The 21,205-nt window shown below is 39.6% G+C and carries 20 protein-coding genes; 11 read left to right on the plus strand and 9 right to left on the minus strand.

The window, feature by feature from the left end; genetic code table 11:
- Nucleotides 1–53: 53 nt before the first annotated feature.
- The 4 genes from Q0K96_RS11665 to Q0K96_RS11680 all read left to right on the plus strand — a co-directional run bounded on the left by Q0K96_RS11665 (nt 54) and on the right by Q0K96_RS11680 (nt 9,065).
- A complete protein-coding gene (locus Q0K96_RS11665; RefSeq protein ID WP_297334170.1) occupies nt 54–5,153 on the plus strand; it encodes a translocation/assembly module TamB in 5,100 nt (1,699 codons plus the stop codon).
- Nucleotides 5,143–7,461 carry a BamA/TamA family outer membrane protein gene (locus Q0K96_RS11670; RefSeq protein ID WP_297334171.1) on the plus strand — a complete coding sequence of 773 codons (2,319 nt, stop codon included), beginning with the start codon at nt 5,143–5,145 and terminating at the stop codon, nt 7,459–7,461. The genes Q0K96_RS11665 and Q0K96_RS11670 overlap by 11 nt, the downstream gene beginning before the upstream one ends.
- A 48-nt stretch (nt 7,462–7,509) precedes the next feature.
- On the plus strand, nt 7,510–8,277 hold the full coding sequence (locus Q0K96_RS11675; protein WP_297334172.1) for a LytTR family DNA-binding domain-containing protein: 768 nt from the start codon (nt 7,510–7,512) through the stop codon (nt 8,275–8,277).
- Nucleotides 8,278–8,372: 95 nt separating this feature from the next.
- Nucleotides 8,373–9,065 carry an acyloxyacyl hydrolase gene (locus tag Q0K96_RS11680; protein WP_297334173.1) on the plus strand — a complete coding sequence of 231 codons (693 nt, stop codon included), beginning with the start codon at nt 8,373–8,375 and terminating at the stop codon, nt 9,063–9,065.
- Here the strand turns inward: Q0K96_RS11680 and Q0K96_RS11685 are convergent.
- Entirely contained in the window at nt 9,053–10,345 is a 1,293-nt protein-coding gene (locus tag Q0K96_RS11685; RefSeq protein ID WP_297334174.1) for an NAD(P)/FAD-dependent oxidoreductase, read from the minus strand. The genes Q0K96_RS11680 and Q0K96_RS11685 overlap by 13 nt on opposite strands.
- Nucleotides 10,346–10,577: 232 nt before the next feature.
- Here Q0K96_RS11685 and Q0K96_RS11690 point away from each other — a divergent pair, with 232 nt between their 5' ends.
- Nucleotides 10,578–11,576: a YihY/virulence factor BrkB family protein gene (locus tag Q0K96_RS11690; RefSeq protein WP_297334175.1), complete on the plus strand. Its 999-nt coding sequence runs from the start codon at nt 10,578–10,580 to the stop codon at nt 11,574–11,576.
- A 78-nt stretch (nt 11,577–11,654) separates the two neighbouring features.
- On the opposite strand, the gene Q0K96_RS11695 is transcribed toward Q0K96_RS11690, so the two are convergent.
- The 3 genes from Q0K96_RS11695 to Q0K96_RS11705 form a co-directional block, all read right to left on the minus strand.
- Nucleotides 11,655–12,164: a pyridoxamine 5'-phosphate oxidase family protein gene (locus tag Q0K96_RS11695; protein ID WP_297334176.1), complete on the minus strand. Its 510-nt coding sequence runs from the start codon at nt 12,162–12,164 to the stop codon at nt 11,655–11,657.
- Nucleotides 12,165–12,183: 19 nt separating this feature from the next.
- On the minus strand, nt 12,184–12,555 hold the full coding sequence (locus Q0K96_RS11700) for an STAS/SEC14 domain-containing protein (protein WP_297334177.1): 372 nt from the start codon (nt 12,553–12,555) through the stop codon (nt 12,184–12,186).
- A gap of 92 nt (nt 12,556–12,647) precedes the next feature.
- Nucleotides 12,648–13,148: a GNAT family N-acetyltransferase gene (locus Q0K96_RS11705; RefSeq protein WP_297334178.1), complete on the minus strand. Its 501-nt coding sequence runs from the start codon at nt 13,146–13,148 to the stop codon at nt 12,648–12,650.
- Between the two features lie 141 nt (nt 13,149–13,289).
- On the opposite strand from Q0K96_RS11705, the gene Q0K96_RS11710 reads away from it, so the two are divergent.
- On the plus strand, nt 13,290–14,525 hold the full coding sequence (locus Q0K96_RS11710; protein WP_297334179.1) for a hypothetical protein: 1,236 nt from the start codon (nt 13,290–13,292) through the stop codon (nt 14,523–14,525).
- Between the two features lie 53 nt (nt 14,526–14,578).
- Here Q0K96_RS11710 and Q0K96_RS11715 read toward each other — a convergent pair whose 3' ends face one another.
- Entirely contained in the window at nt 14,579–15,271 is a 693-nt protein-coding gene (locus tag Q0K96_RS11715) for a YetF domain-containing protein (RefSeq protein ID WP_297334180.1), read from the minus strand.
- Nucleotides 15,272–15,421: 150 nt separating this feature from the next.
- Here Q0K96_RS11715 and Q0K96_RS11720 point away from each other — a divergent pair, with 150 nt between their 5' ends.
- From Q0K96_RS11720 to Q0K96_RS11740, 5 genes are all read left to right on the plus strand, one after another.
- On the plus strand, nt 15,422–15,970 hold the full coding sequence (locus Q0K96_RS11720) for a type 1 glutamine amidotransferase domain-containing protein (RefSeq protein ID WP_297334181.1): 549 nt from the start codon (nt 15,422–15,424) through the stop codon (nt 15,968–15,970).
- Between the two features lie 94 nt (nt 15,971–16,064).
- Nucleotides 16,065–16,838, plus strand: coding sequence for a dienelactone hydrolase family protein (locus Q0K96_RS11725; protein WP_297334182.1), 774 nt, complete (start codon nt 16,065–16,067; stop codon nt 16,836–16,838).
- 238 nt (nt 16,839–17,076) lie between these two features.
- Nucleotides 17,077–17,550, plus strand: coding sequence for a hypothetical protein (locus Q0K96_RS11730; protein WP_297334183.1), 474 nt, complete (start codon nt 17,077–17,079; stop codon nt 17,548–17,550).
- Nucleotides 17,551–17,645: 95 nt separating this feature from the next.
- Nucleotides 17,646–18,593, plus strand: a complete 948-nt coding sequence (locus Q0K96_RS11735) for a DUF3667 domain-containing protein (protein WP_297334184.1) — start codon at nt 17,646–17,648, stop codon at nt 18,591–18,593.
- A gap of 3 nt (nt 18,594–18,596) precedes the next feature.
- Complete coding sequence (locus Q0K96_RS11740) at nt 18,597–19,622, plus strand: M28 family metallopeptidase (protein ID WP_297334185.1); 1,026 nt, start codon at nt 18,597–18,599, stop codon at nt 19,620–19,622.
- 32 nt (nt 19,623–19,654) lie between these two features.
- Here Q0K96_RS11740 and Q0K96_RS11745 read toward each other — a convergent pair whose 3' ends face one another.
- From Q0K96_RS11745 to Q0K96_RS11760, 4 genes are all read right to left on the minus strand, one after another.
- Nucleotides 19,655–19,894, minus strand: coding sequence for a hypothetical protein (locus tag Q0K96_RS11745; protein WP_297334186.1), 240 nt, complete (start codon nt 19,892–19,894; stop codon nt 19,655–19,657).
- Nucleotides 19,895–20,039: 145 nt separating this feature from the next.
- Complete coding sequence (locus tag Q0K96_RS11750) at nt 20,040–20,534, minus strand: hypothetical protein (protein ID WP_297334187.1); 495 nt, start codon at nt 20,532–20,534, stop codon at nt 20,040–20,042.
- A gap of 12 nt (nt 20,535–20,546) precedes the next feature.
- Nucleotides 20,547–20,819, minus strand: coding sequence for a hypothetical protein (locus tag Q0K96_RS11755; RefSeq protein ID WP_297334188.1), 273 nt, complete (start codon nt 20,817–20,819; stop codon nt 20,547–20,549).
- Between the two features lie 35 nt (nt 20,820–20,854).
- Nucleotides 20,855–21,205 (minus strand): helix-turn-helix transcriptional regulator (locus Q0K96_RS11760; protein ID WP_297334189.1); only part of this gene is annotated, 351 nt, incomplete at its 5' end.

The following is a 21,205-nucleotide window of genomic DNA, read 5'->3' on the forward strand; positions in this document are numbered from 1 at the left end:
TAAGAGACAGCTTTAAAACTCCGAAATGTTAATTATATCTACTTTTAGGGTGAATGAACGCAAAGGTTAAAAAATACTTAAGAAAGAGTGGTAAAATACTGCTTTGGATAATAGGATCGGTTATCGGGTTATTCCTGCTAATAGTACTTTTATTGCAGGTGCCCTACATACAGAACTTAGTTAAAGACAAAGCTGTCAGCTATTTAGAAGACAAAATAGGTGCAGAAGTACAAATTGGCCGTATAGAAATAGGGCTTCCTAAAAAGGTAATACTGGAAGATATTTATTTTGAAAGCCAGGAAGGCGATACACTCCTTGCAGGTGAAAAATTGAAGATTGATATCAGCCTTTTTAAGCTTTTAAGCAATGAGGTAGAGCTTAATTCTGTAGAACTGGAAGGCATTGTAGCCAATGTAAAACGCAATAAAGATTCGGTTTTTAACTTTGACTATATCATTAAAGCATTCGATACAGGCAAGCCCAAAGACACTACATCTGCCCCAATGAAATTTTCACTGGATAATATTGAGCTTGACCGAATCAGAGTTACTTATAAAGACGCCATTACTAAAAACAACATAGCTGCAAACCTAACGCATTTTGATACACAAGTAGATAAATTTGACTTAGAGAATATGCAGTTTGAAATACCTGAAATTAACCTTGACGGGCTAAAGCTAACACTTGAGCAGGGTATGGTTGACGAAATTGCAAAAAGCACACAAAAAGTTGCAGAAGAAGCATCATCTAAACCTGATTTGGGAATAAAGCTGGGTAATATTAACCTATCCAATATCGACATAGGGTATGATAATGCAGGTACTAGCCTTGATACACAGATAGTATTAAAAGAACTGACAGCAGAAGTTAACACCATAGACCTTAAAAACCAGCTGATTGACCTTGAAAATTTTGAACTTAACGGTGTTAAAGGACAGCTTACGTTAGGAAAAACGGAAAAAGAAGCCGCTGAAAAATTACCTGAAACAAGTCCTGAAGCGGCATCGGCGCAGTGGAAGTTTAAGCTTGCAAATACTGATATAAAAGATGTAAACTTCAGGTTCAACAACATGAATGCTGCTCCGGTTGCCAAAGGTATTGACTATATGCATCTTGATATAAAAGAGTTTAACCTTGAAGGCGAAGCACTTTCTTACAGTACCGATGTTATTTCGGGTAAACTTGCTAATGTAAGTGTGACCGAAGCTAACAGCGGAGTAATAATTGAAAAATTACAAACCGATTTCTACTATGGGCCCGAAAGCGCCAAACTGGAAAACCTGTACCTTAAAACACCGCAGACGCTCCTTAAAGAAAAAATTATAGTGGGATATCCTTCTATAGCTTCATTACAGGAAAATATTGGCGAACTGAAAATTGATGCAAACCTTACAGGCAGCCGGATAGGTTTTAAAGACGTTCTGACTTTTGTTCCCGCCCTGGCTGATACCAATCCGTTTAAAGATAACCCTGACGGCATACTGTACATAAACAGCGATGTTGACGGAAAAGTAAGCGACCTTAGGATTGCTAACCTAGAAATAAGAGGTATTGGCAGCACAACCCTTGCCGCCAGCGGAAGGATTAAAGGCCTGCCTGATGCGCAAAAGGCTTATTTTGATATGAACGTAAGGGAACTGCGGACTACGGCAAAAGACATTAAAGATTTTGTGCCGAAAGGTACTATACCTGTTAACATACAACTACCGCAAAGCCTTTCGGCAAGGGCTACATTTAAAGGTACTTTAAATAACTTTAATACCAACGTTAGCCTTGGCAGCAGCATGGGCAATGCGCGCATTAGGGCTACGTTTGACCAACGCCGCAAAGACTACGAAAAATATGATGCAAACGTAGATATACAAAATTTTGATATAGGCCGCCTGATAAGTAACGACTCTCTGGGCAGGGTTACACTTAAAGCAGATGTGAAAGGCATGGGGCTTAACCCGCAGACTGCAAATGCTACGTTAAAAGGAACACTGGCAAAAGCCGAATTCAACAGTTACACTTATCGTAACCTTGATATAGACGGCAAAGTAAACAACGGGCAGTTTGAAGTAACAGCCGATATGGCCGACCCTAACCTGGAGTTCGACTTGGTTGCGAGCGGTGGCTTTAAAGACAAATACCCTAACGGGAAAATAAAACTTAATATAGATATAGCCGACCTTAACAAACTAAACCTGCATGCAGGGCCTCTAAAGTTAAGGGGAAATGTAGATGCCGATATAACCGATTCTGATCCTGACAACCTTAACGGGAAGATAAGCCTGTACCATTTTATGTTTGCAAATGCCGAAGAACAGTTCGGACTGGATTCTGTTAATATAATAGCCGAATCTACCGCCGAGAAAAACTCTTTACTGATAAGCTCTCAGATTGTTGATGCTTATATGACAGGCAAATATTCGCTTACAGAAGTGCCAACAGCGCTTTCTAATACTTTATCAAAATACTATAATACTAACCCGGGCGCAGTAAGGCAGCAAACAAAACCCCAGCGTTTTAATTTTATGGTTCATGTAACCAATGACCCTGTCCTAAACAAGCTGTTGCCACAGCTTGAGCGTATAGAACCCATCAACATAATTGGCAAGTACAACAGCGAGTACGACAGTATTAGTGTGAACGCTGTAATTCCGCGTATTGTTTATGGCGCCAACACCATTTCCGGAGTAGTAGTAAACCTTAAAAACCAGGACAGTGCATTGGTTTATGATGTTCGGGTAAACGGTATAGAGAACGAACAGTTTGAAGTACCTAAAACAACCGTTGCAGGTGCAATTGTAGATAACACGCTAACCTACAGGTTAGAAATTGTAGGCCGTAAAGAAGAAGAACAGTATATGATAGCGGGAGAAATGCGCGCTGCGGAGGGTAATACTGAAATTGTACTCGACCCGGAAGGGCTTATACTCAATTATGAGCCGTGGGCCATTGCCGCCGATAACGTTATCCGTTTTGGTGAAAGTGGCATCTACGCCAATAACTTTGAAATGAGCAGCGAGGGAAGCTCTATAGCGCTACAGTCGGTTTCAGAAGAGCCGGGCGCGCCGCTTGATGTTACATTAAGCAATTTTGAGATTGAAACACTTACCAACATCATTCAAAAAGAAGAACTGAAGATAAAAGGTAATATAGATGGTACTGCCCAGCTTAGAAACCTGAATACTGAAATGGAATTTACATCTGACCTGACAATTGAAAATCTTGCCGTTAGCAAAGATACTGTAGGTAATGTGCGCATTCAGGTAAACAATGAAGTGGCAAACACCTACACGGCAGATGTTGCCATTACAGGCAACGGCAACCAGGTAAACCTGAATGGTACTTATAACACTGCGGGCAGCAATTTTGACATGGATCTTGACATACAAAAACTTAACATGAGCAGTGTGCAGGCATTTACTTTTGGTACCATTAAAGAAGGCGAAGGCTACCTTAGCGGCAGCTTCAGGGTTACGGGTACGGCTACAGACCCCAATGTAAACGGCAATCTTAAATTTAATGATGTTGGCCTGCTGGTTACACCGTTAAACGCCCGATATGAATCTATAAACGACAATATAAGGTTTACAGACAGCGGTATCAGCTTTAACAGTTTTAAAGTAGAGGACAGCGATAACAACCTGCTCGAAATAAATGGTAACATTGCTACAACTAATTATACAGAATTTGGTTTTGACCTTAATGTAAACGCAGAGAATTTCAGGGTAGTTAATTCTACCGCAAAAGATAACGATTTGTATTACGGAAACCTGATAATTGATACCAACATAAATGTAAACGGCACACTGGAAAGCCCGGTGATAGACGGCACCCTGCGCATAAATGAAGACACCAAATTTACGGTAGTACTGCCGCAGCAGGACCCTGCTATTGCCGACCGCGAAGGTATAGTAGAGTTTATAGACCAGGATAACCTTGAAATTAAGCAAAGGCTTAAAATGGAAGAAGACTTTAACCAGTCGGATGTTACAGGTATAGATGTTTCAGTAGCTATAGAAATTGTAAAGGAAGCAGAGCTTAACCTGATTATTGATAAAGGCAACGGCGACTTTTTAAGGCTTCAGGGAGAAGCACAGCTAACAGGCGGAATAGACCCATCGGGCAAGACTACGCTTACCGGACGTTATGAATTTACTGAGGGTGCTTATGAAATGACTTTTAATTTCCTGAAAAGAAAATTTGAAATACAGGAAGGAAGTTATATTCTCTGGACGGGCGAACCAACAGAAGCTAATATCAACATAACCGCTGTTTATGAAACCGAAGCGGCCCCTCTGGACCTTCTTGACGGGCAGCTTGATGTGTCGCAATCAGAGAGAAATACCTATAAACAGAAAATACCTTTCCACACCCTGTTAAAAATGGAGGGAGAGCTGCTCTCGCCCGAACTGTCATTTGACATTGTGCTACCGGAAGGAAATTATAATGTATCAAGCAACATAATCAATAACAGCCGTGCCAAGCTTGAGCAGTTGCGCCAACAGCCTTCAGAGCTTAACAAGCAGGTGTTCGCATTATTATTACTTAACCGCTTTATAGGCGAAAATCCTTTTTCGAGTGAGACCGGTACAAGCGGTGAAGCACTTGCCCGCCAGAGTGTGAGCAAAATATTATCGCAGCAGCTAAACAATCTGGCATCTGACCTTATTAATGGCGTAGAACTGAACTTTGATTTAGAATCTACCGAAGATTATACAACCGGGCAGCGCGAAAACAGGACCGACCTTAATGTGGGTATCTCTAAAAGGCTGCTTAATGACAGGCTGAAGGTTACTGTGGGCAGCAGTTTCGGGCTGGAAGGCCCGCAGCAGGCCAATGAAGAAACAACCAATATTGCCGGGGATGTATCTGTAGATTATGAACTGACCAAAGACGGCAGGTATATGGTTAGGGCCTACCGTAAAAACGAATACCAGGTAGCACTGCAGGGCCAGGTGGTAGAAACAGGTGTAGCCTTTATAATCACTATGGATTATGATAAATTCAGGGAACTTTTTCAACGCAGCGAAGAAGAAAAAGCCATGAGGCAAAGAGAAAAAGAGCGCCGTGCGCGCGAAAAGGAGCAATCTGAAAAAAAGAAAGCAGCTAAAGAAGATGAAAAAGAAGATTTGCCGCCAAACAGCACTAAAGATGAAGAATAGATATATACTATATTACTTAACTATTACACTTTTACTAAGCTACGGTTGCAGTAACACAAAGTACCTGCCTGAAGGAGATATGCTTTATGTGGGCAGCGAAGTAAATATTAAGGATACTGTTATAGGCAAAAAAGAAAGAAAGGCGCTTGAAAGCGAAATGGAAGACCTGCTGCGCCCAAAGCCAAACCGCAAAATATTTGGCCTGCGGGTTAAGCTCTATTTTTACAATCTTGCCGGAGAACCCAAAAAAGATAAAGGTTTCCGCTACTGGCTGCGTAATAAAGTAGGCGAACCGCCCGTGCTGTTCAGCCAGGTAGATATGGATTATAATGCAGACCTTTTGCAGAATTATGCTGAAAACAAAGGTTACTTTAAAACCCGTACTGAATCAGACTCTACATCCCGTAACCGAAGGGCAGAAGTAAAATATACCGTTGAGCTTGGCAGGCAGTACAAAATAAGAACTGTAACCTTTCCTGAAGACTCTACCCGTATAGATACTGCTGTTGCAAAACTGAAGCACTGGAGCCTGCTTCGCCCCGGTAACCCTTATGACCTCAATGTAATTAAAGCAGAGCGCGAAAGGATAGACAGGCTGCTTAAAAACAAGGGATATTATTATTTCAATCCGGATTATATTCTGGTGCAGGCAGACAGTACTGTTGGCAACCGCCAGGTAGATATGTTTGTAAAGGTAAAGCAGGAAACACCGCAAGAGGCACGTAAACCTTATACAATCAACAACATTTATATTTACCCAAATTATTCTATCAGTAACCTTCAGGACACCATACGCCCACCGTTAGACTCTGTACAACAGTATAAAGACTTTAAGATAATAGATCCCGAAAACACATTCCGCCCAATTATTTTTGACCGTTCGCTGTATTTTCATAAAGGTGATATTTATAACCGTAAAGACCATAACCTCTCGCTTAACAGGCTGGTTAACCTTGGAGTTTTTAAATTTGTAAAAAATGAATTTTACCCTGCCGATACCACTAATGCGCTTGATGCGTATTACTACCTGAGCCCGCTGCCGAGAAAATCGATACGTGTGGAAACCATTGCCAAAACAAACTCTGCGAACTATAACGGTACAGAGCTTAATGTTAACTGGAGCAACCGCAATACCTTCCGAGCGGCAGAACTTTTAACCTTGAGTGTTTTCGGCGGACTCGAAGTACAGGTATCAGGACAGAATAAAGGCTACAACGTGTACCGCGTGGGTGGCGAGGCGAGCCTTGTGTGGCCGCGATTCATAACTCCTTTTGAAGTACGTTCTTCAAGCGGCTTTGTACCCAAAACAAGGGCTTTGGTTAGTTACGAATATCAAAACAGGCAAAAGCTGTATTCGTTAAACTCCTTCAGGGGGCAGTTTGGCTATTTGTGGAAAGAAAACATACATAAAGAACATCAGCTAAATGCAATTGATATAAACTATGTTAGCCCTGCAAATGTAACTGATGAATATCGCAATCAGATAGCTGACAATCCTTCATTGCAAAGGGTAATAGACAAGCAGCTGATATTTGGCCCCACTTATTCTTATACGTATACTAACACTATGCGAAAGTTTAAGCGCCATACATTTTATTATAAAGGCTCTTTAGACCTTGCCGGTACTATTACCGGCCTTGCTACCGGTGCCAATGTAAAGCAGGGCGATACAATAAACATTCTTAATGTACCCTTTAGCCAGTTTGTAAAGATGGAGCACGACTTTAGGCATTACTTAAGGCTAAGCAGGAACTCTAAACTTGCCAGCAGGATAATTGCAGGCATTGGGGTGCCTTATGGTAACTCGTCTGAATTACCGTTTATGCGCCAGTTCTTTGTGGGTGGTACTAACAGTATAAGGGCTTTCAGGGCACGCTCTATAGGCCCGGGCAGCTACCGGGATCCTGATATAGATGAGAATGGGTTTTTACCCGACCAAAGCGGCGACCTGAAGCTGGAACTGAATACCGAATATCGGACTAAATTGTATAAAATTATTGAAGGTGCCTTATTTGTAGATGCCGGAAATATATGGCTGTGGAATGAGCGTAAAGATTTAAACGGTGAAAACATTGCACCGGGGGCAAAATTCTCAAAAGATTTTTATAAAGAGCTTGCCGTTGGTACAGGGTTTGGCTTAAGGTTCGACCTATCCTTCCTTGTGCTGCGTACTGACCTGGCTTTCCCGATACGAAAGCCGTGGCTGCCTGAGGGCGACAGGTGGGTACTTGACGAAGTTGATTTTGGCGGTAAATACTGGCGCAAAGAAAACCTTGTGTTTAACCTTGCAATAGGGTATCCTTTTTAATGCTTTTACAATATTTTATAAAATAGTATTTTCGGCAAAAAAAGCTGAATGCACAACAGTAAAAGATATATTTTAATAACCCTGCTTGTCCCGCTATTGGGTATAGTTCCGCGTGTTATTAAAAATAACTTTCCGGCACTTAGCTACCTGCTGCTCTATTATTTATATATCTGTGCAGCCTTTTCGATGTTTTTAGTAATAGCACAGTTTACAAAAAGGATAAAGAATCCTGTATCCAAATTAATTATTGGTTACATAGCCGGTGCAGCTCTGCTCTACTCTGTACACATACTATTTTTTTATGCAACACCGGGTTTACTAACATTTTTTTTGAATGTTAAAAATCTATCATTTGGCGCTGTTATCGGGGTTACCCTGTTCAGGTCGCTATTATTATTAGTGCTGACTTTAGCGGTACCGTTACTTATCAAAAAAAAAGAAACTGTAAATATCCCTAAAGATACAAACAATGCTAATTACTTTAGCCGGGTCAGTGTAACCTTTCAGGACAAGACTATGCTTATCAACGTTAGCGAAATAGCTTTTTTTTATCTTGAAAATGGTATTTTATATATATGCCTGTTTACGGGTAACCGTTACATTCTCAATATGTCATTGGAACAACTTGAAAAAAAGCTTAATCCACAACAGTTTTTCAGGGCCAACAGGCAATTTATAATCAGTGCAGGTGCAATAACAGCAGTTAAAAATGCAGAGAACAGGAAACTCTTTGTAATTACAAATCCCGAAACACATGGGCACATCATTATCAGCAAAGCCAAGGCCTCTGTATTTTTAAAATGGTGGAAAAAATAATGCCCGTTTCATAATAAAAATTGCCCGTTTTAAAAATTTTGAGGGTTTTCCACTCAAATGCAAGAGGCCTGCCTTGCTTACTTTGCACTAAAAACATGAAACCACACAGGCACTTTTTACTCTTTTTACACTTAGTATGTTTTTATACCGCAGCACATGCCCAATATCCCATTGGGGATAACTGGTATCAAAACCCTATGGGTTTTGAGCCTGTTAAACTGCATACATCTATGGGGTTTATAGTACCGGCTGCTGCGGTGGGCACCTGCCTTTTGCTTACCCGTAACGATACTACGCTTGTTAAAAAACTAAATTTATATAACGAAAGTGGCTTTTCATGGGGATATAAATATCCTTATACTTTTGTAGCACAAAATAGCACCGGTATCAATTTTATGTTGCGCAAATGGATGTCGGCGGGAGTAGAGTTCATAGCATTTTTACCCAAAGATAAATATAACAGTACAGCAGGTATTGCTATACGCCCGTTTGCGAGGTTTTACCCTGTAAACAAAGAAAATTACCGTATTTATTTTGAATCGGGCGGCGGGTTCATATATTTTTTTGATGAGTTTCCGCAGCCTGCCTCACACGATGGCAGGCTGGGTACATATTTTAATGGTATTACCAAATATGGTATTGGTGCAGAAATAAAATTTACACAAAATGCATACATCATGCTGGGGCTAAGGCACGTGCATGTATCAAACGGAAATTCTAAAGGGGTGGAAAGAAACCCATCCCACGACAGCAACGGCTTTTTTATAGGCTTTTCTTATACACCCTGATTAACTTTCTCTACAGGGTTTTTCTGTCTTTTATCAGGCCTTATTATCATGCGCAGTGACTGGTCTTTAGAGAAATAGGCTACCATCCAGTTCCAGAAAGTTGTAATCCTGTTCCTGTAACTGATGAGTGACATAAGGTGGATAAACAACCACATAAGCCATGCAATAAACCCGTTAAAGTGCATTTTGGGTTTAGGGAGGTCTACCACTGCTTTATTTTTACCAATAATAGCCATAGATCCTTTATCATTATAATCAAAAGGTTTTAATGCCTCTCCTTTAACCATACGATTAAAATTCCTGGCAAGGTGTTCGCCCTGTTGTATTGCAACCTGGGCAACCTGAGGGTGGCCTTCGGGCCATTCGGGGTCAGATAGTTGAATACAGGTATCGCCAATGGCATAAATGTTATCAGTATGTGCCACTTTATTAAATTCATCAACCGCAAGGCGCCTGCCCCTGTCGTAGCTTTCTTTTGGCAATCCGTCAAATATCTTAGCAGAGACCCCGGCAGCCCATATCAGGTTTTTAGAGCTTATTGTTTCTCCGTTAGAAAGATGAACGGTATCACCGTCAAAATCAGTTACCCTTGTATTCAACTTTATAACAACACCCAGTTTTTTTAGTGCATTATAGGTATCCTGCTGCGATTTTTTGCTCATAGGCCCAAGTAGTGCATCACTTCCATCTACAAGATATATGTTACTGGCGCTTGTGCTTAATTCAGGATATTCTTTTCGTAAAATACCGTTTTTCATTTCGGCAAACATACCCGATACTTCAACGCCTGTTGGCCCTCCACCGGCAACTACTATGTTAAGGTACTTTCGGCGTTCGCGGCTGTTATTGCATATCGCTGCTTTTTCCATACGCTGAAGCAACTTATTGCGCATTTCTATAGCATCATTAAGCGTTTTCATGGGGATAGAGTTCTTCTGCACATTCTCCATACCAAAATAATTGGTCTCGGCTCCTGTGGCAAAAACAAGGGCATCATACTCTATCTCACCGTTATGCAGTATTGCTTTATTACCTGCTGTATCTACACGCAATAATTCGCCAAGCCTGAACTGCACATTGCCCCTGTTCCTGAAAAGCTTGCGGAAAGGGTAGCTTATACTGGATGGCTCTAAATAAGCTGTAGCTACCTGATATATTAAAGGCGGAAAGAAATTGTAATTATTCTTATCTACAAGTGTTACTTTGAAATTTTTATTTCCTGCAAGGCCCTCTGCAAGGTTAATACCTGCAAAACCCCCTCCTATTATTACTATTTTCATGGAAATAATTTTTAGTTTTTGTTGCCAAAAGCGGCTTATTTACCTGTATAAATTTACGTATTTTAAGCATATTGAGCAATGTAACTGTACCTCTCATTTTAATTTTAGCAAACATTTGGCAAAACACATTTTGTAAGATAACTTTTCAGTAAAATAGTTTTAGTATTTTGTTAATATTATAGTTTTTGCATAGCTGTATTATTATTTTTATGCTTTAACCAATAACTGTAATATGTATATCTTCAGCAAAAAATTCTTTAAAGATACACTCACAATACTTAAAGACGCCGGCATCGGCTTTATGGAAGATAAAGGTTTAAAATTAAGCGCTTCTTTGTCATATTACACTGTTTTCTCGCTTGCCCCTATGTTATTGCTTATAATATCTTTGGCAGGTGCTATTTGGGGTAATGAAGCTATAGAGGGCCGCGTGTTTGCAGAAATACACGGGCTCATCGGCGACAAGGCTGCCGCCCAGGTACAGGAAGTCATAAGTAACCTTAAGCTTTCGGGAGAAACCACTTTTTCTGTAATTATAGGTGCTATTACGCTTATAATAGGTGCTACAACCGTTTTTGGTGAAATTCAGGACTCAATCAATATAATATGGCGGATTAAAGCAAAACCGAAAAAAGGATGGCTTAAGCTTATAAAAGACAGGCTGCGTTCGGGTTCTATTATCATAGGGCTGGGCTTTTTGCTAATTGTTACGCTTATAGTAAATGGTGTAATTGCTGCATTGGGGAATATGCTGCATGAATATTTTCCGGATATTACCATAGTATTAATGCAGGTAATAAGTATTGCATTGAGCTTTTTAGTGATATCTGTATTATTCGGGGTAATTTTTAAGGTATTGCCTGATGCAGAAATTGCATGGAAAGACGTAAGGGCGGGTGCATTGTTTACTGCCTGCCTTTTCATGCTTGGGCGTTACCTTATAAGCCTTTATATAGAAAAAACGGCTGCAGGGTCTCCGTATGGTGCAGCAGGGTCTATTATTGTAATATTGCTGTGGGTATATTTTACAGCTGCAATACTTTACTTTGGTGCTGAATTTACAAGGGCTTATGCCAACTTTGTAGGTATACGCATACGTCCTTCTGAATATGCAGTTTATATTGAGCAGAAAGAGATAGAAAAAAAAGTAGATGCAATACCACTGCAAAACAGGAGTTGCCTTGCCGACCCTGATATACCTGATGAGGAATGCACCGAAGAAGAAAAGTAAAAAGTCAATTATTGTGATAAATAAAAAAGCCCTGAACAAACTGTTACAGGGCTTTTTACTATTTAAAGTGGAATATGTTTAAACATTTAATTTTCCTTCTACTCCGCCGTCATCCATGGTTTTACCTGTTACGGCTGCTGCAGCCATTTTTAGCATACTAACCATTTTGCCATATTTGGTATCCCAGTAATAGGCATCCGAAGGCTCTATTTTTATAACGCTCACATCAGGATCATTTTTACCTTCTTCAAACCATGTGTTGGCAACGGGTGTCCAAACATCCTCTACATGCGATTTATCTTTGTAGATAAGCGCTTTTCCGAAAATTGACAGGTAATGTGAATCTGAGTTTTTAGCGAATATCAGTTGCACGTCATCGTCATGTTTAATTTCAAAATTTTTATTGCTTTTAGATGAGCTTATAAACCAAAGGTTGCCCATGTCATCTACTTCCAGTACGGTCATAGGCCGCGTGGGTATCGGCCTTACTGAAAGTTCTGTGCAAAACATGCACATTTTTATATCTTCTGCCATTTCTTTTATCTTACCAATGGCTTCTTTACTAAATAAGTCTTTTTTATCTCCCATAGCTTTTTGTTTTTCTTAATTATACGTTTGTTACTCCTGATACCCAGCTAACGGCAGTATCATACTCTGCCTTACTGAAGCCTTTAAACTCACCCGGCATCACTTTGCTGAAACCGTCAGTAAATTTTATTACAGCATCAGAGTCAGAAACTATAGCGGCACGGTTCCATTTGGTAATGTTCTGCATGCCAAGCAGTGCATCCTGTAGCCACGCACCAAGCGTAAAATCTTTCGGTGAGTTGTCTAAAAACAATAGGTAATTAAGTTTGCCTGTTCGTTCTACAAGTTCAGAAACTTTTTGTTTTACGGGCTCAAAATCTTCTTTGGTTACTTCGCCTTCGCTGCGAAAGCCTACCATATTTTGCGGCAATCCCTGTATTTGGGTAATCATGGTTGTTAGGATTTAATATTAGTAATAAACCAAATTTAACCCTAATAAACCTGAAGATATGTTATTGGTATCTTAATAATTACAGAAAATTATTATAAAGTATGCAATTGTTTCTCCATTATAAAGTCTTCCATGAGGTAACCATTGCCTATGTGTATGTCTTCTTCCCCTGTTTTGGTAAATCCTGCTTTTGTATAAAAGTTATAGGCTTTATTAAAACGGTTTACATTAAGTGTAAGGACAGTATCACCGGCAGCACCCGCCTCCCGTTCTATAGCCTTTAAAAGAAGTGCGCCTACACCCCTGCCCTGGCTTTCGGGTAAAACATATAGTTTATGGATTTTGGTAGTGCCGGGTTTACAGTTTAACTCATATGATACAAAACCGTAAAAGCTGCTTCCCTCCCGGGCAAGAAGGAACTGATGCCCTTTGTGCTGTAGCTGCTCCTGCAAAGAGGCATGGCTGTACATCATCTCAAACATATAGTCCAACTGTGCCTTGGTAAGTATTTCGCGGTAGGTAGGTTCCCACACCATTGCGGCAAGGCTGTTTATAAGCGCTGTATCTGCAGGGCCTGCTTTACGTATTTCCATACAATTTGTTTAATGCAAATGTACCTGTATTTTTGGGCTTTTATATTATTGATAAAAGTACAAAATAATTATTGGCACAGTAATTGGATAATTGATAGTACACAACAAAACTAAATATTTAGTGGTATAAACCTACACAAGATGAAAACGATTTTTAACCATATAGCCCTGTTTGCTTTTTTATTTGCAGGCCAGGTTTTTGCACAGGACGTAACAACTGTTAGGGCTAACAGCTATGATATAAGTGACAACCTTAACCTTAAAGCGGTTGCCTCTATATTTGGAGAGTCACGCGACCTTGAAGATTTTGAAAGAAGGCTTAATGACCCCAACATGCAGATTAGCAACCTTGACCTTAACGGTGATAACAGGGTTGATTACCTAAGGGTTATTGAAGCTACAGAAAATAACACCCACCTGATAATACTACAGGCTGTTTTAGGTATTGATACCTTTCAGGATGTGGCAACCATTGAGGTTGAAAGAGACAGGAATAATAACGTTCAGGTACAGGTAGTGGGCGATGTTTATATGTATGGCAGCAACTATATATATGAACCTGTTTATGTGGCAAGGCCTCTAATATTTGATATATTCTGGGTTAGCAGCTACCGCCCTTATTACTCTCCGTGGTACTGGGGCTACTACCCGGTATATTACAACTACTGGGCACCCTGCCCTGTGTACAGGTACAGGAACCATGTAAATGTGTATATTAATAACAGGAACAGCTACCATTATGTAAACTCAAGGAGGAGCAGCCGTGCCGTGGTACTGCATAACAGCAGGAGGGCAAATGCTTATGAGCGTATGCATCCTAACAATTCTTTCTCAAGGCGTACAGAAGTTAACAACCGCTATGCGCTGGAACAAAGCAGAAGCAGGGTAAACTCAAGAAATGCCCTTAATTCAAGGAGCAGTTATAACAGTGACAGCTATAGCAGTGCATCAAGAAACAGCGTTAACAGCAGCAGGAACAGTAACAACAGCAGAACTATAAATGTATCTAACACTAACAATACTGTGCGCAACTCTAACATAAACAGGAACAGTGTTAATAGGGTACAGAATGATAACAACAACAGGGCAATAGTACCTTCGGTATCAAGAAGCAGTAGTACTGCAACAAGGCAGCCAAGCTACAACCCTTCAGGCAGCAGAAGCAGTAACCCTGTTATGCAGGGCAGCAGGAACACCACAAGAGTAAATAATACTGTGCAACGTAGTACCGGTACACCTGTACAAACTACCCGGCAACCCGCTGTAAGAAGTGCAGCACCTGCCAGAAGCAGTACACCTACAGTTAGAAGTTCGGGCTCTTCGTCAAGAAGCAGTGCACCTGTAAGGCAGTCTAATAATTCAAGAACAAGAGGTTAATTAGTAATTTTTATATATTCAATAAAGCACCGCATATTGCGGTGCTTTTACATTTATACAACTCTTTTCGTCTTTATAGCCTCTATCCATTCCTCACGGCCACAAACTGTGCAGTTAGCATGTACAGGCTCGAGCTGCTGTACATTGGCACAAAAAGTACAGGCATAGGTACCTGATTTAGGGATATCTTTACTTTTCATGGCAAAAAGCTGGGGGCGTATCGGCAGGCCATATTTCACATCTTCATCTTCATAAAAGTAAACGCTTATAGCCCCGTTTGTTTCTATATATGCATTACGAACCTGCCCGAGGTGTTCTATAGAGCGCAGGCGAAGTTCGGCAAAAAACTCATCAAGCGCAAGGTCTTCTTTTTTAAAGCTCTGTAAAGAGAACTGCCCGTCCTCTATAATACACTTAACCTTACCTTCAATAAAATTTTCAAATCTTTTACTCTTCCCCAGCATCCAGGTTACCAGGCGGTACATAAGCAATACTGTTATAAAAACCGTTAGCGCGGGTATAAGACCTACATCTTCATAAAACATAGGATCACCCGCTGCAGAACCTAACGAAATAATGATCACCACTTCGAAAACCGAAAGCTGCTTTACACCCCTTTTGCCTGCAAACTTGAGTGTTAGCAATACAATTATAAACATTATACATGTCCTGAAAAGTACTTCCAGTAAAAACACTACAGGCAGGTCATTAAACAACAGCCGCTTCCATTCAAATATATCATCCATAGCAAATGCATTATTATCTTAAAATTAATACAAACCGCTAGAGGGTTAACAAACATTAGCACAACTTTAGTACTGTATTAGAACATGTTAAAACAACCTATGGCTAACTTTGGGATAGTAAAATTCTATAACCATAAAAAACGTAAAATCATGAGCAAGAAAGTAGCAATACTGGCAACCAACGGATTTGAAGAAAGCGAGCTTAAATCGCCAAAAGAACATCTTGAAGAACAAGGCTGGACAGCACACATTATAAGCCCTGAAAGCGGCTCTATTAAAGCATGGAAAGGCAAAGACTGGGGCGGAACCTATACTGTAGACAAAAAACTTAGCGAAGTGAGCAGTAATGATTATGATGCGCTTGTACTGCCGGGTGGTGTTATTAACCCTGACCAACTGCGCACAAATGAGGAAGCACTTACTTTTGTAAGGGACTTTTTTAAAGCTAAAAAGCCTGTAGCAGCTATTTGCCACGGCCCGCAGATACTGATTAATGCAGAGGTTGTGGAAGGAAGGGAAATGACCTCTTACCACTCTGTAAGGAAAGATCTTGAAAATGCAGGAGCTAAATGGACAGACAAAGAAGTTGTTGTAGACCAAGGGCTTGTAACAAGCCGTAACCCTGACGACCTGCCTGCCTTCAATAAAAAGATGGTTGAAGAAATTAAAGAAGGTAAACATGAAAGGCAACATGCTTAATTCATAATTATCTTTTTTAAAATGAACGGAAAGCTTTTATACACTGTATGAAAGCTTTCTTTTTTATATCTTTCAATCTTATAACTATAATTCTATGAAACTACCTATATCATTTGCAATCATATTTACTTTTATGGCACTACAAACCAATGCACAGCTTAAAGCAGTAGCCTATACTGATGGCAGCCAAAAGCTTAACGGCTTCGCTATAGCCCCTGTCAAAAAATCACCACAAGCACCCGGTATACTTATTTTACCGGCCTGGAAAGGCATAAGCGACCACTCTAAGCGTGTGGCTCAGGAACTGGCAGGGTTAGGTTATTATGCTTTTATAGCAGATATTTATGGCGAGGGCAATTATCCGAAGGATACCAAAGAGGCTGGTGAACAGTCAGGTTATTATAAAAGCCATCCTGAAGATTACCAAAGGCGTATAAAGCTGGCGATGGAGCAGCTTGTAAAATTTGGTGCCAACCCCGAAGATATTGTTGTTATTGGCTATTGCTTTGGCGGCACAGGCGCGCTTGAAGCGGCTCGCGCTCAAATGGCTGTGCGTGGTGTAGTATCATTCCACGGGGGGCTTGGCAAGGATAAATCGAGGGAAGATAAGAAGATTAAAACAAAAGTTTTAGTTCTGCACGGTGCTGACGACCCTTATGTTCCGCAGGGGGACATTCTCGCTTTTCAGCAGGAAATGCACGATGGCAACGCCGACTGGCAAATGATTTATTATGGTAATGCCGTTCATGCCTTTACGGAAAAAGAAGCCGGTAACGATAACAGCAAAGGCGCGGCATATAACGAACAGGCAGACAGGCGAAGCTGGCAGCACTTTTTACTTTTCCTGAAGGAAACATTTGAGGAGTAAAACAAATCCAACTATATATGAAATTACTACAACTGTGCACTTTAACTTTATTTGTAATAACAACCACTTCTACGGTAGCTCAGGAGACAACCGTAAAGACAGCTTATATATTGCAACCCGCCACCTCCTTTAGAAAGGGGCTGTCTTAAAAATGAGGCAGCCCCTTTTTCATTTTAATTAAATTTATATTCTTTATTATAAAGATTGTATATTGGCACGTACTTAAAATTCTATTCACTTGAACTCAATAAAAATTTTTTGTGTCATTTTTATAATGTTGTTCACGGGCCATGTGTCTGCACAATTTGATATTTCTAAGCAATTAGTTGAGGTCAGAGATAGTGCATTTGTTCAGGCATATAATAATCTTAAAACAAAATATCTTGAATACGTGGAAACTGACTCTTACAAAAAGATGAGAGCTTTACATAAAGATTTTTTCCGTAAACTTAATCATAAAGGCGATCCGAGACTGTTAGAACAAACGCCTATTCAATGGGTAAAAGAGAATCTTAACCAGACTTCCTTCTTTAGCCTACATGAAGCAGAAACAGAATGGGAACAATACATTTTAGCGCAACAGGACGACTTCAAAGTCAATGAGGAAATATTTCTACTTATATCAGAATCCATAGATAAGTATGGTTATTATATTTACACAGATTTAATGAAAGAACTTTCTGAGAAATACAGGCATAAATTAAGTCCCTAAAAGCAGATACTCAAAAAAGCCGGAAATTATATTTCCGCCTTTTTCACTTTAATTAAATTCCTATTTTTATGCAAATAATCAATTGAACGTAACCAATGGGACACGGCCGCCTTCGCGAAGACAAGACCTGCGAGAACTGCGGGTATATAGTAGATAAAAGCTACTGCTCGCAATGCGGGCAAAAAAATGTAGAAACCCGGCAAACCTTTGGTGCACTGGTAGCACATTTTATAGAAGACTTTACGCATTATGACGGCGCTTTCTGGAAAACAATAAAGTATTTGCTGTTTTACCCTGGCAGGCTTACAAAAGAATATCTGTCGGGAAAAAGGCAAAAGTTTGTACCTCCGGTTAAACTGTACATTTTTATAAGTTTTGTTACTTTTTTTATTGCTGTTAGTTCTGTAGATGATGAAGGTTCTGATCCATCACCGGAGGGTACAAAAGCCAATACCGAAGAAAGGTACTACCTACCTATAAACAATAAAAAGATATATACTCCTCAGCAGCTCGACTCAATACATAAAACACTTCCTGAAGATGAAAAGTTCAATGCTTTTGAGCTTTGGTTCGAAAAAAAACAGTTAGAAAAGGGACGGCAGCTTGGAGAAATTGATAGTAGTAAAAAAGGCTTTGCAAAGGAATTTATCCCCATGTTACCGAAAGTACTGTTTATTTACCTCCCCATTTTTGCATTCTGGCTGTGGGTATTTCATGGCAAAACGAGATGGTATTATTTTGACCACGGTATCTTTACGCTGCATATCTTTTCATTTTATTTACTGTTATTGACCTTATTAAAAATTACAGCTACCACGATAGATTTCATTTTAAATAGTGAAATTTCAGATATAATTAATGGTATCCTGTATATTGCTGCATTTTTCTATTCTATTTATTATTTGTTTAAGTCAAGATATAATTTTTATAAAGAAAAAATTGGGATGTCTTTATTAAAAAGTTTTTTACTTTTATTGATAAATATATTCTGCTTTTTTATACTATTTGTAATTGCAGCAATGTATGCATCATATAAAATTTAAACTATGAAAAAAATTATTGCATTGCCGCTGGCGCTGTTTATATTATCGTGCAGCAGCTCGCAAATTGCACAAAAAAACCATGCTAAGGCAGATGTGGCAAAGTATATGAACTCCATAACACCTGCCGATTTAAAAAAACACCTCTTTATTGTTGCCAGTGATGAAATGGAAGGCCGTAACACAGGTACCGAAGGCCAAAAGAAAGCAGGGCGTTACCTTATAAGCCAGTATGAGGCAAACGGTATGTCCTACCCAAAAGGTGCCGAAAATTTTTATCAGCCTGTGCCATCTGCTTTTATGGCAAGGGCATTTTCGCCTAAACTGAATGATTCGGAAAATATCTGGGCTTTTATAGAGGGCACAGAAAAGCCTGAAGAAATATTGGTAATATCTGCGCATTATGACCATGTGGGTATGAAAAACGGCGAGATATATAATGGCGCCGACGATGATGGCTCCGGTACTGTTGCATTGTTGGAAATTGCGCAGGCATTTATGCAGGCAAAAAAAGATGGCTACGGGCCCAAGAGGTCAATACTTTTCCTGCATGTAACAGGAGAAGAACACGGACTGCACGGTTCTCGCTACTACTCTGAAAATCCACTTTTCCCGATAGAAAATACTATTGCCGACCTAAATATTGATATGATAGGCCGCCGCGATGACGACCATAAAGATAACGGCAATTATGTATATGTAATAGGCTCTGACAGGTTGAGTACAGAGCTGCATAACATAAACGAAGCAGCCAACGAAAAATATACTAAGCTGGAACTGGACTACAGGTATAACGACAGGAACGACCCTAACCGATTTTATTTCAGGTCAGACCATTACAACTTTGCCAAACATGGTATCCCAATCATCTTTTATTTTAATGGTGTGCATGCAGACTACCACAAGCCCGGCGACACTCCTGATAAAATTGAATATGACCTGCTTGCAAAGCGTGCACAGCTTGCCTTTGTTACAGCCTGGGAGCTGGCTAACAGGGAAAGCAGGCCAATTGTAGATAAAAACGGCGAATAAGCATAAAAATAAACTCCGGCTAATGCCGGAGTTTATTTTTTATTTTTCTTTGAAAAGCTGTTCGATACAAATAGTATAATGCTACTTCGGCGTTTTCGTACTAAAAAGTCAGAGTTAATAAAAATGCCTGTTATACAGATAGCCATTAATATACCCAAAAGGGTTATGTATATTCCGTCATTAAACGTTTGCAGTTGCGGCAACTCTTCTATAAAATAGTAAAGCGCCACGAAGAATACAATTACAGACAATATAAATGAGAATAACTTCATAAACCTTTACATTATGCAATATTATAGATAGTAAAGAATGTAGTACTAAAAGAAATGAACACCCTTATACCTTAGTTGCATTACAAAAATAGAAAAATTTAAGGTTGGTTTTGTTTTTTACAGTTTATTAATTAAAAAGATAACATTATAATGCCTGCATAAGCTCCTGAATGCTAAAATATTCCTGCTGGCGGCCTTTTATGCGGTATTTAAATTTGTAATGTATAACCCCGTCAAGAAAGTCTTTAAAATAGGCAGTGTCATGCAGTAGTTTTTCCTGCCCGCTTATACCTGCAGGGTTTACAGCAATTTCTTTACTGCATACAGCCTCTACCTCAAAGTCAAATGTTTCATTTTCATAGGTGCGTATAAACCCTTCCATATCAAACGCGGGGCTGTCTATACTTTTATAGATATCCATATCCAGCGTTATACCATGCTCCCGGTATTCGGCAGTTACGCTGTGCTCATTTTCTTTAAATTTAAAATTGCCGTCTGATTTAAAATAATCTTTAAAACCTTCAAAAATATTTTTAACCTCTTCTTTTTTAAGTTCTTTACGCCTGTACTCAAACTTTTTTTTGAGTTCGTCGTGCTCTGCCTTTATGTCAATCTTTATCTTCAGGTATCCTATATCCATCTGCTAGGGTAATTACAGTTCTGCAACTTTAGGGCTGTAAAAGTTTACATAAAAAAAGCTGTCAGGGTTTATGCCCTCCTCTATCAGTATATTCTTTATGGTTTCTGCACGTTTTTCGTCGGATGGAGATGTAAGGTGCAAAAACTCCAAAAATTCGTCTATGTTACGAAATTTAAAGCTGAGGTCTGTATTAAGTGAATATTCTGTTATACTGAATTCGGCGGTATTTACTTCAATACCCGCATTTTCAAATGCTTCCAGTATCGTTTTAAAATGTTCTTTCATGGGCTGTATTTTTTATTAAATATAGCCCAAAAAAATTATTTCTGCAATAAAGTATCTATGGTAATTTTCATGGCGGCAATAGTTTCTTTTTGCGCCTCTATTGTTTTTAAAAGTGCTTCCCTTTCGCTGTCATATGTGGGTAAAGGCTCTGCCGTCCTGGGCAGGCTTCCTTTGGTATGCCCTTTAAATTTAATATACAGGTCTTCATTAACTAATTCGTCCAGGGTAAGGTTATATTCTTCGCATATTTTCTGCATTATTTCTATCTTGGGATATGATACTCCCCTGATGTAGGTTCCTACCACACTTTTCTTTAAGCCGAACTTAGCGCCGAACTCATCCTGCGACAAAAAATTGTTTTCGCACAAATATTTAATATTTAAGCC

Origin of the sequence: Flavobacterium sp., assembly GCF_024305175.1 — a bacterium.
In the GTDB taxonomy this organism is placed as follows: domain Bacteria; phylum Bacteroidota; class Bacteroidia; order Flavobacteriales; family Flavobacteriaceae; genus Flavobacterium.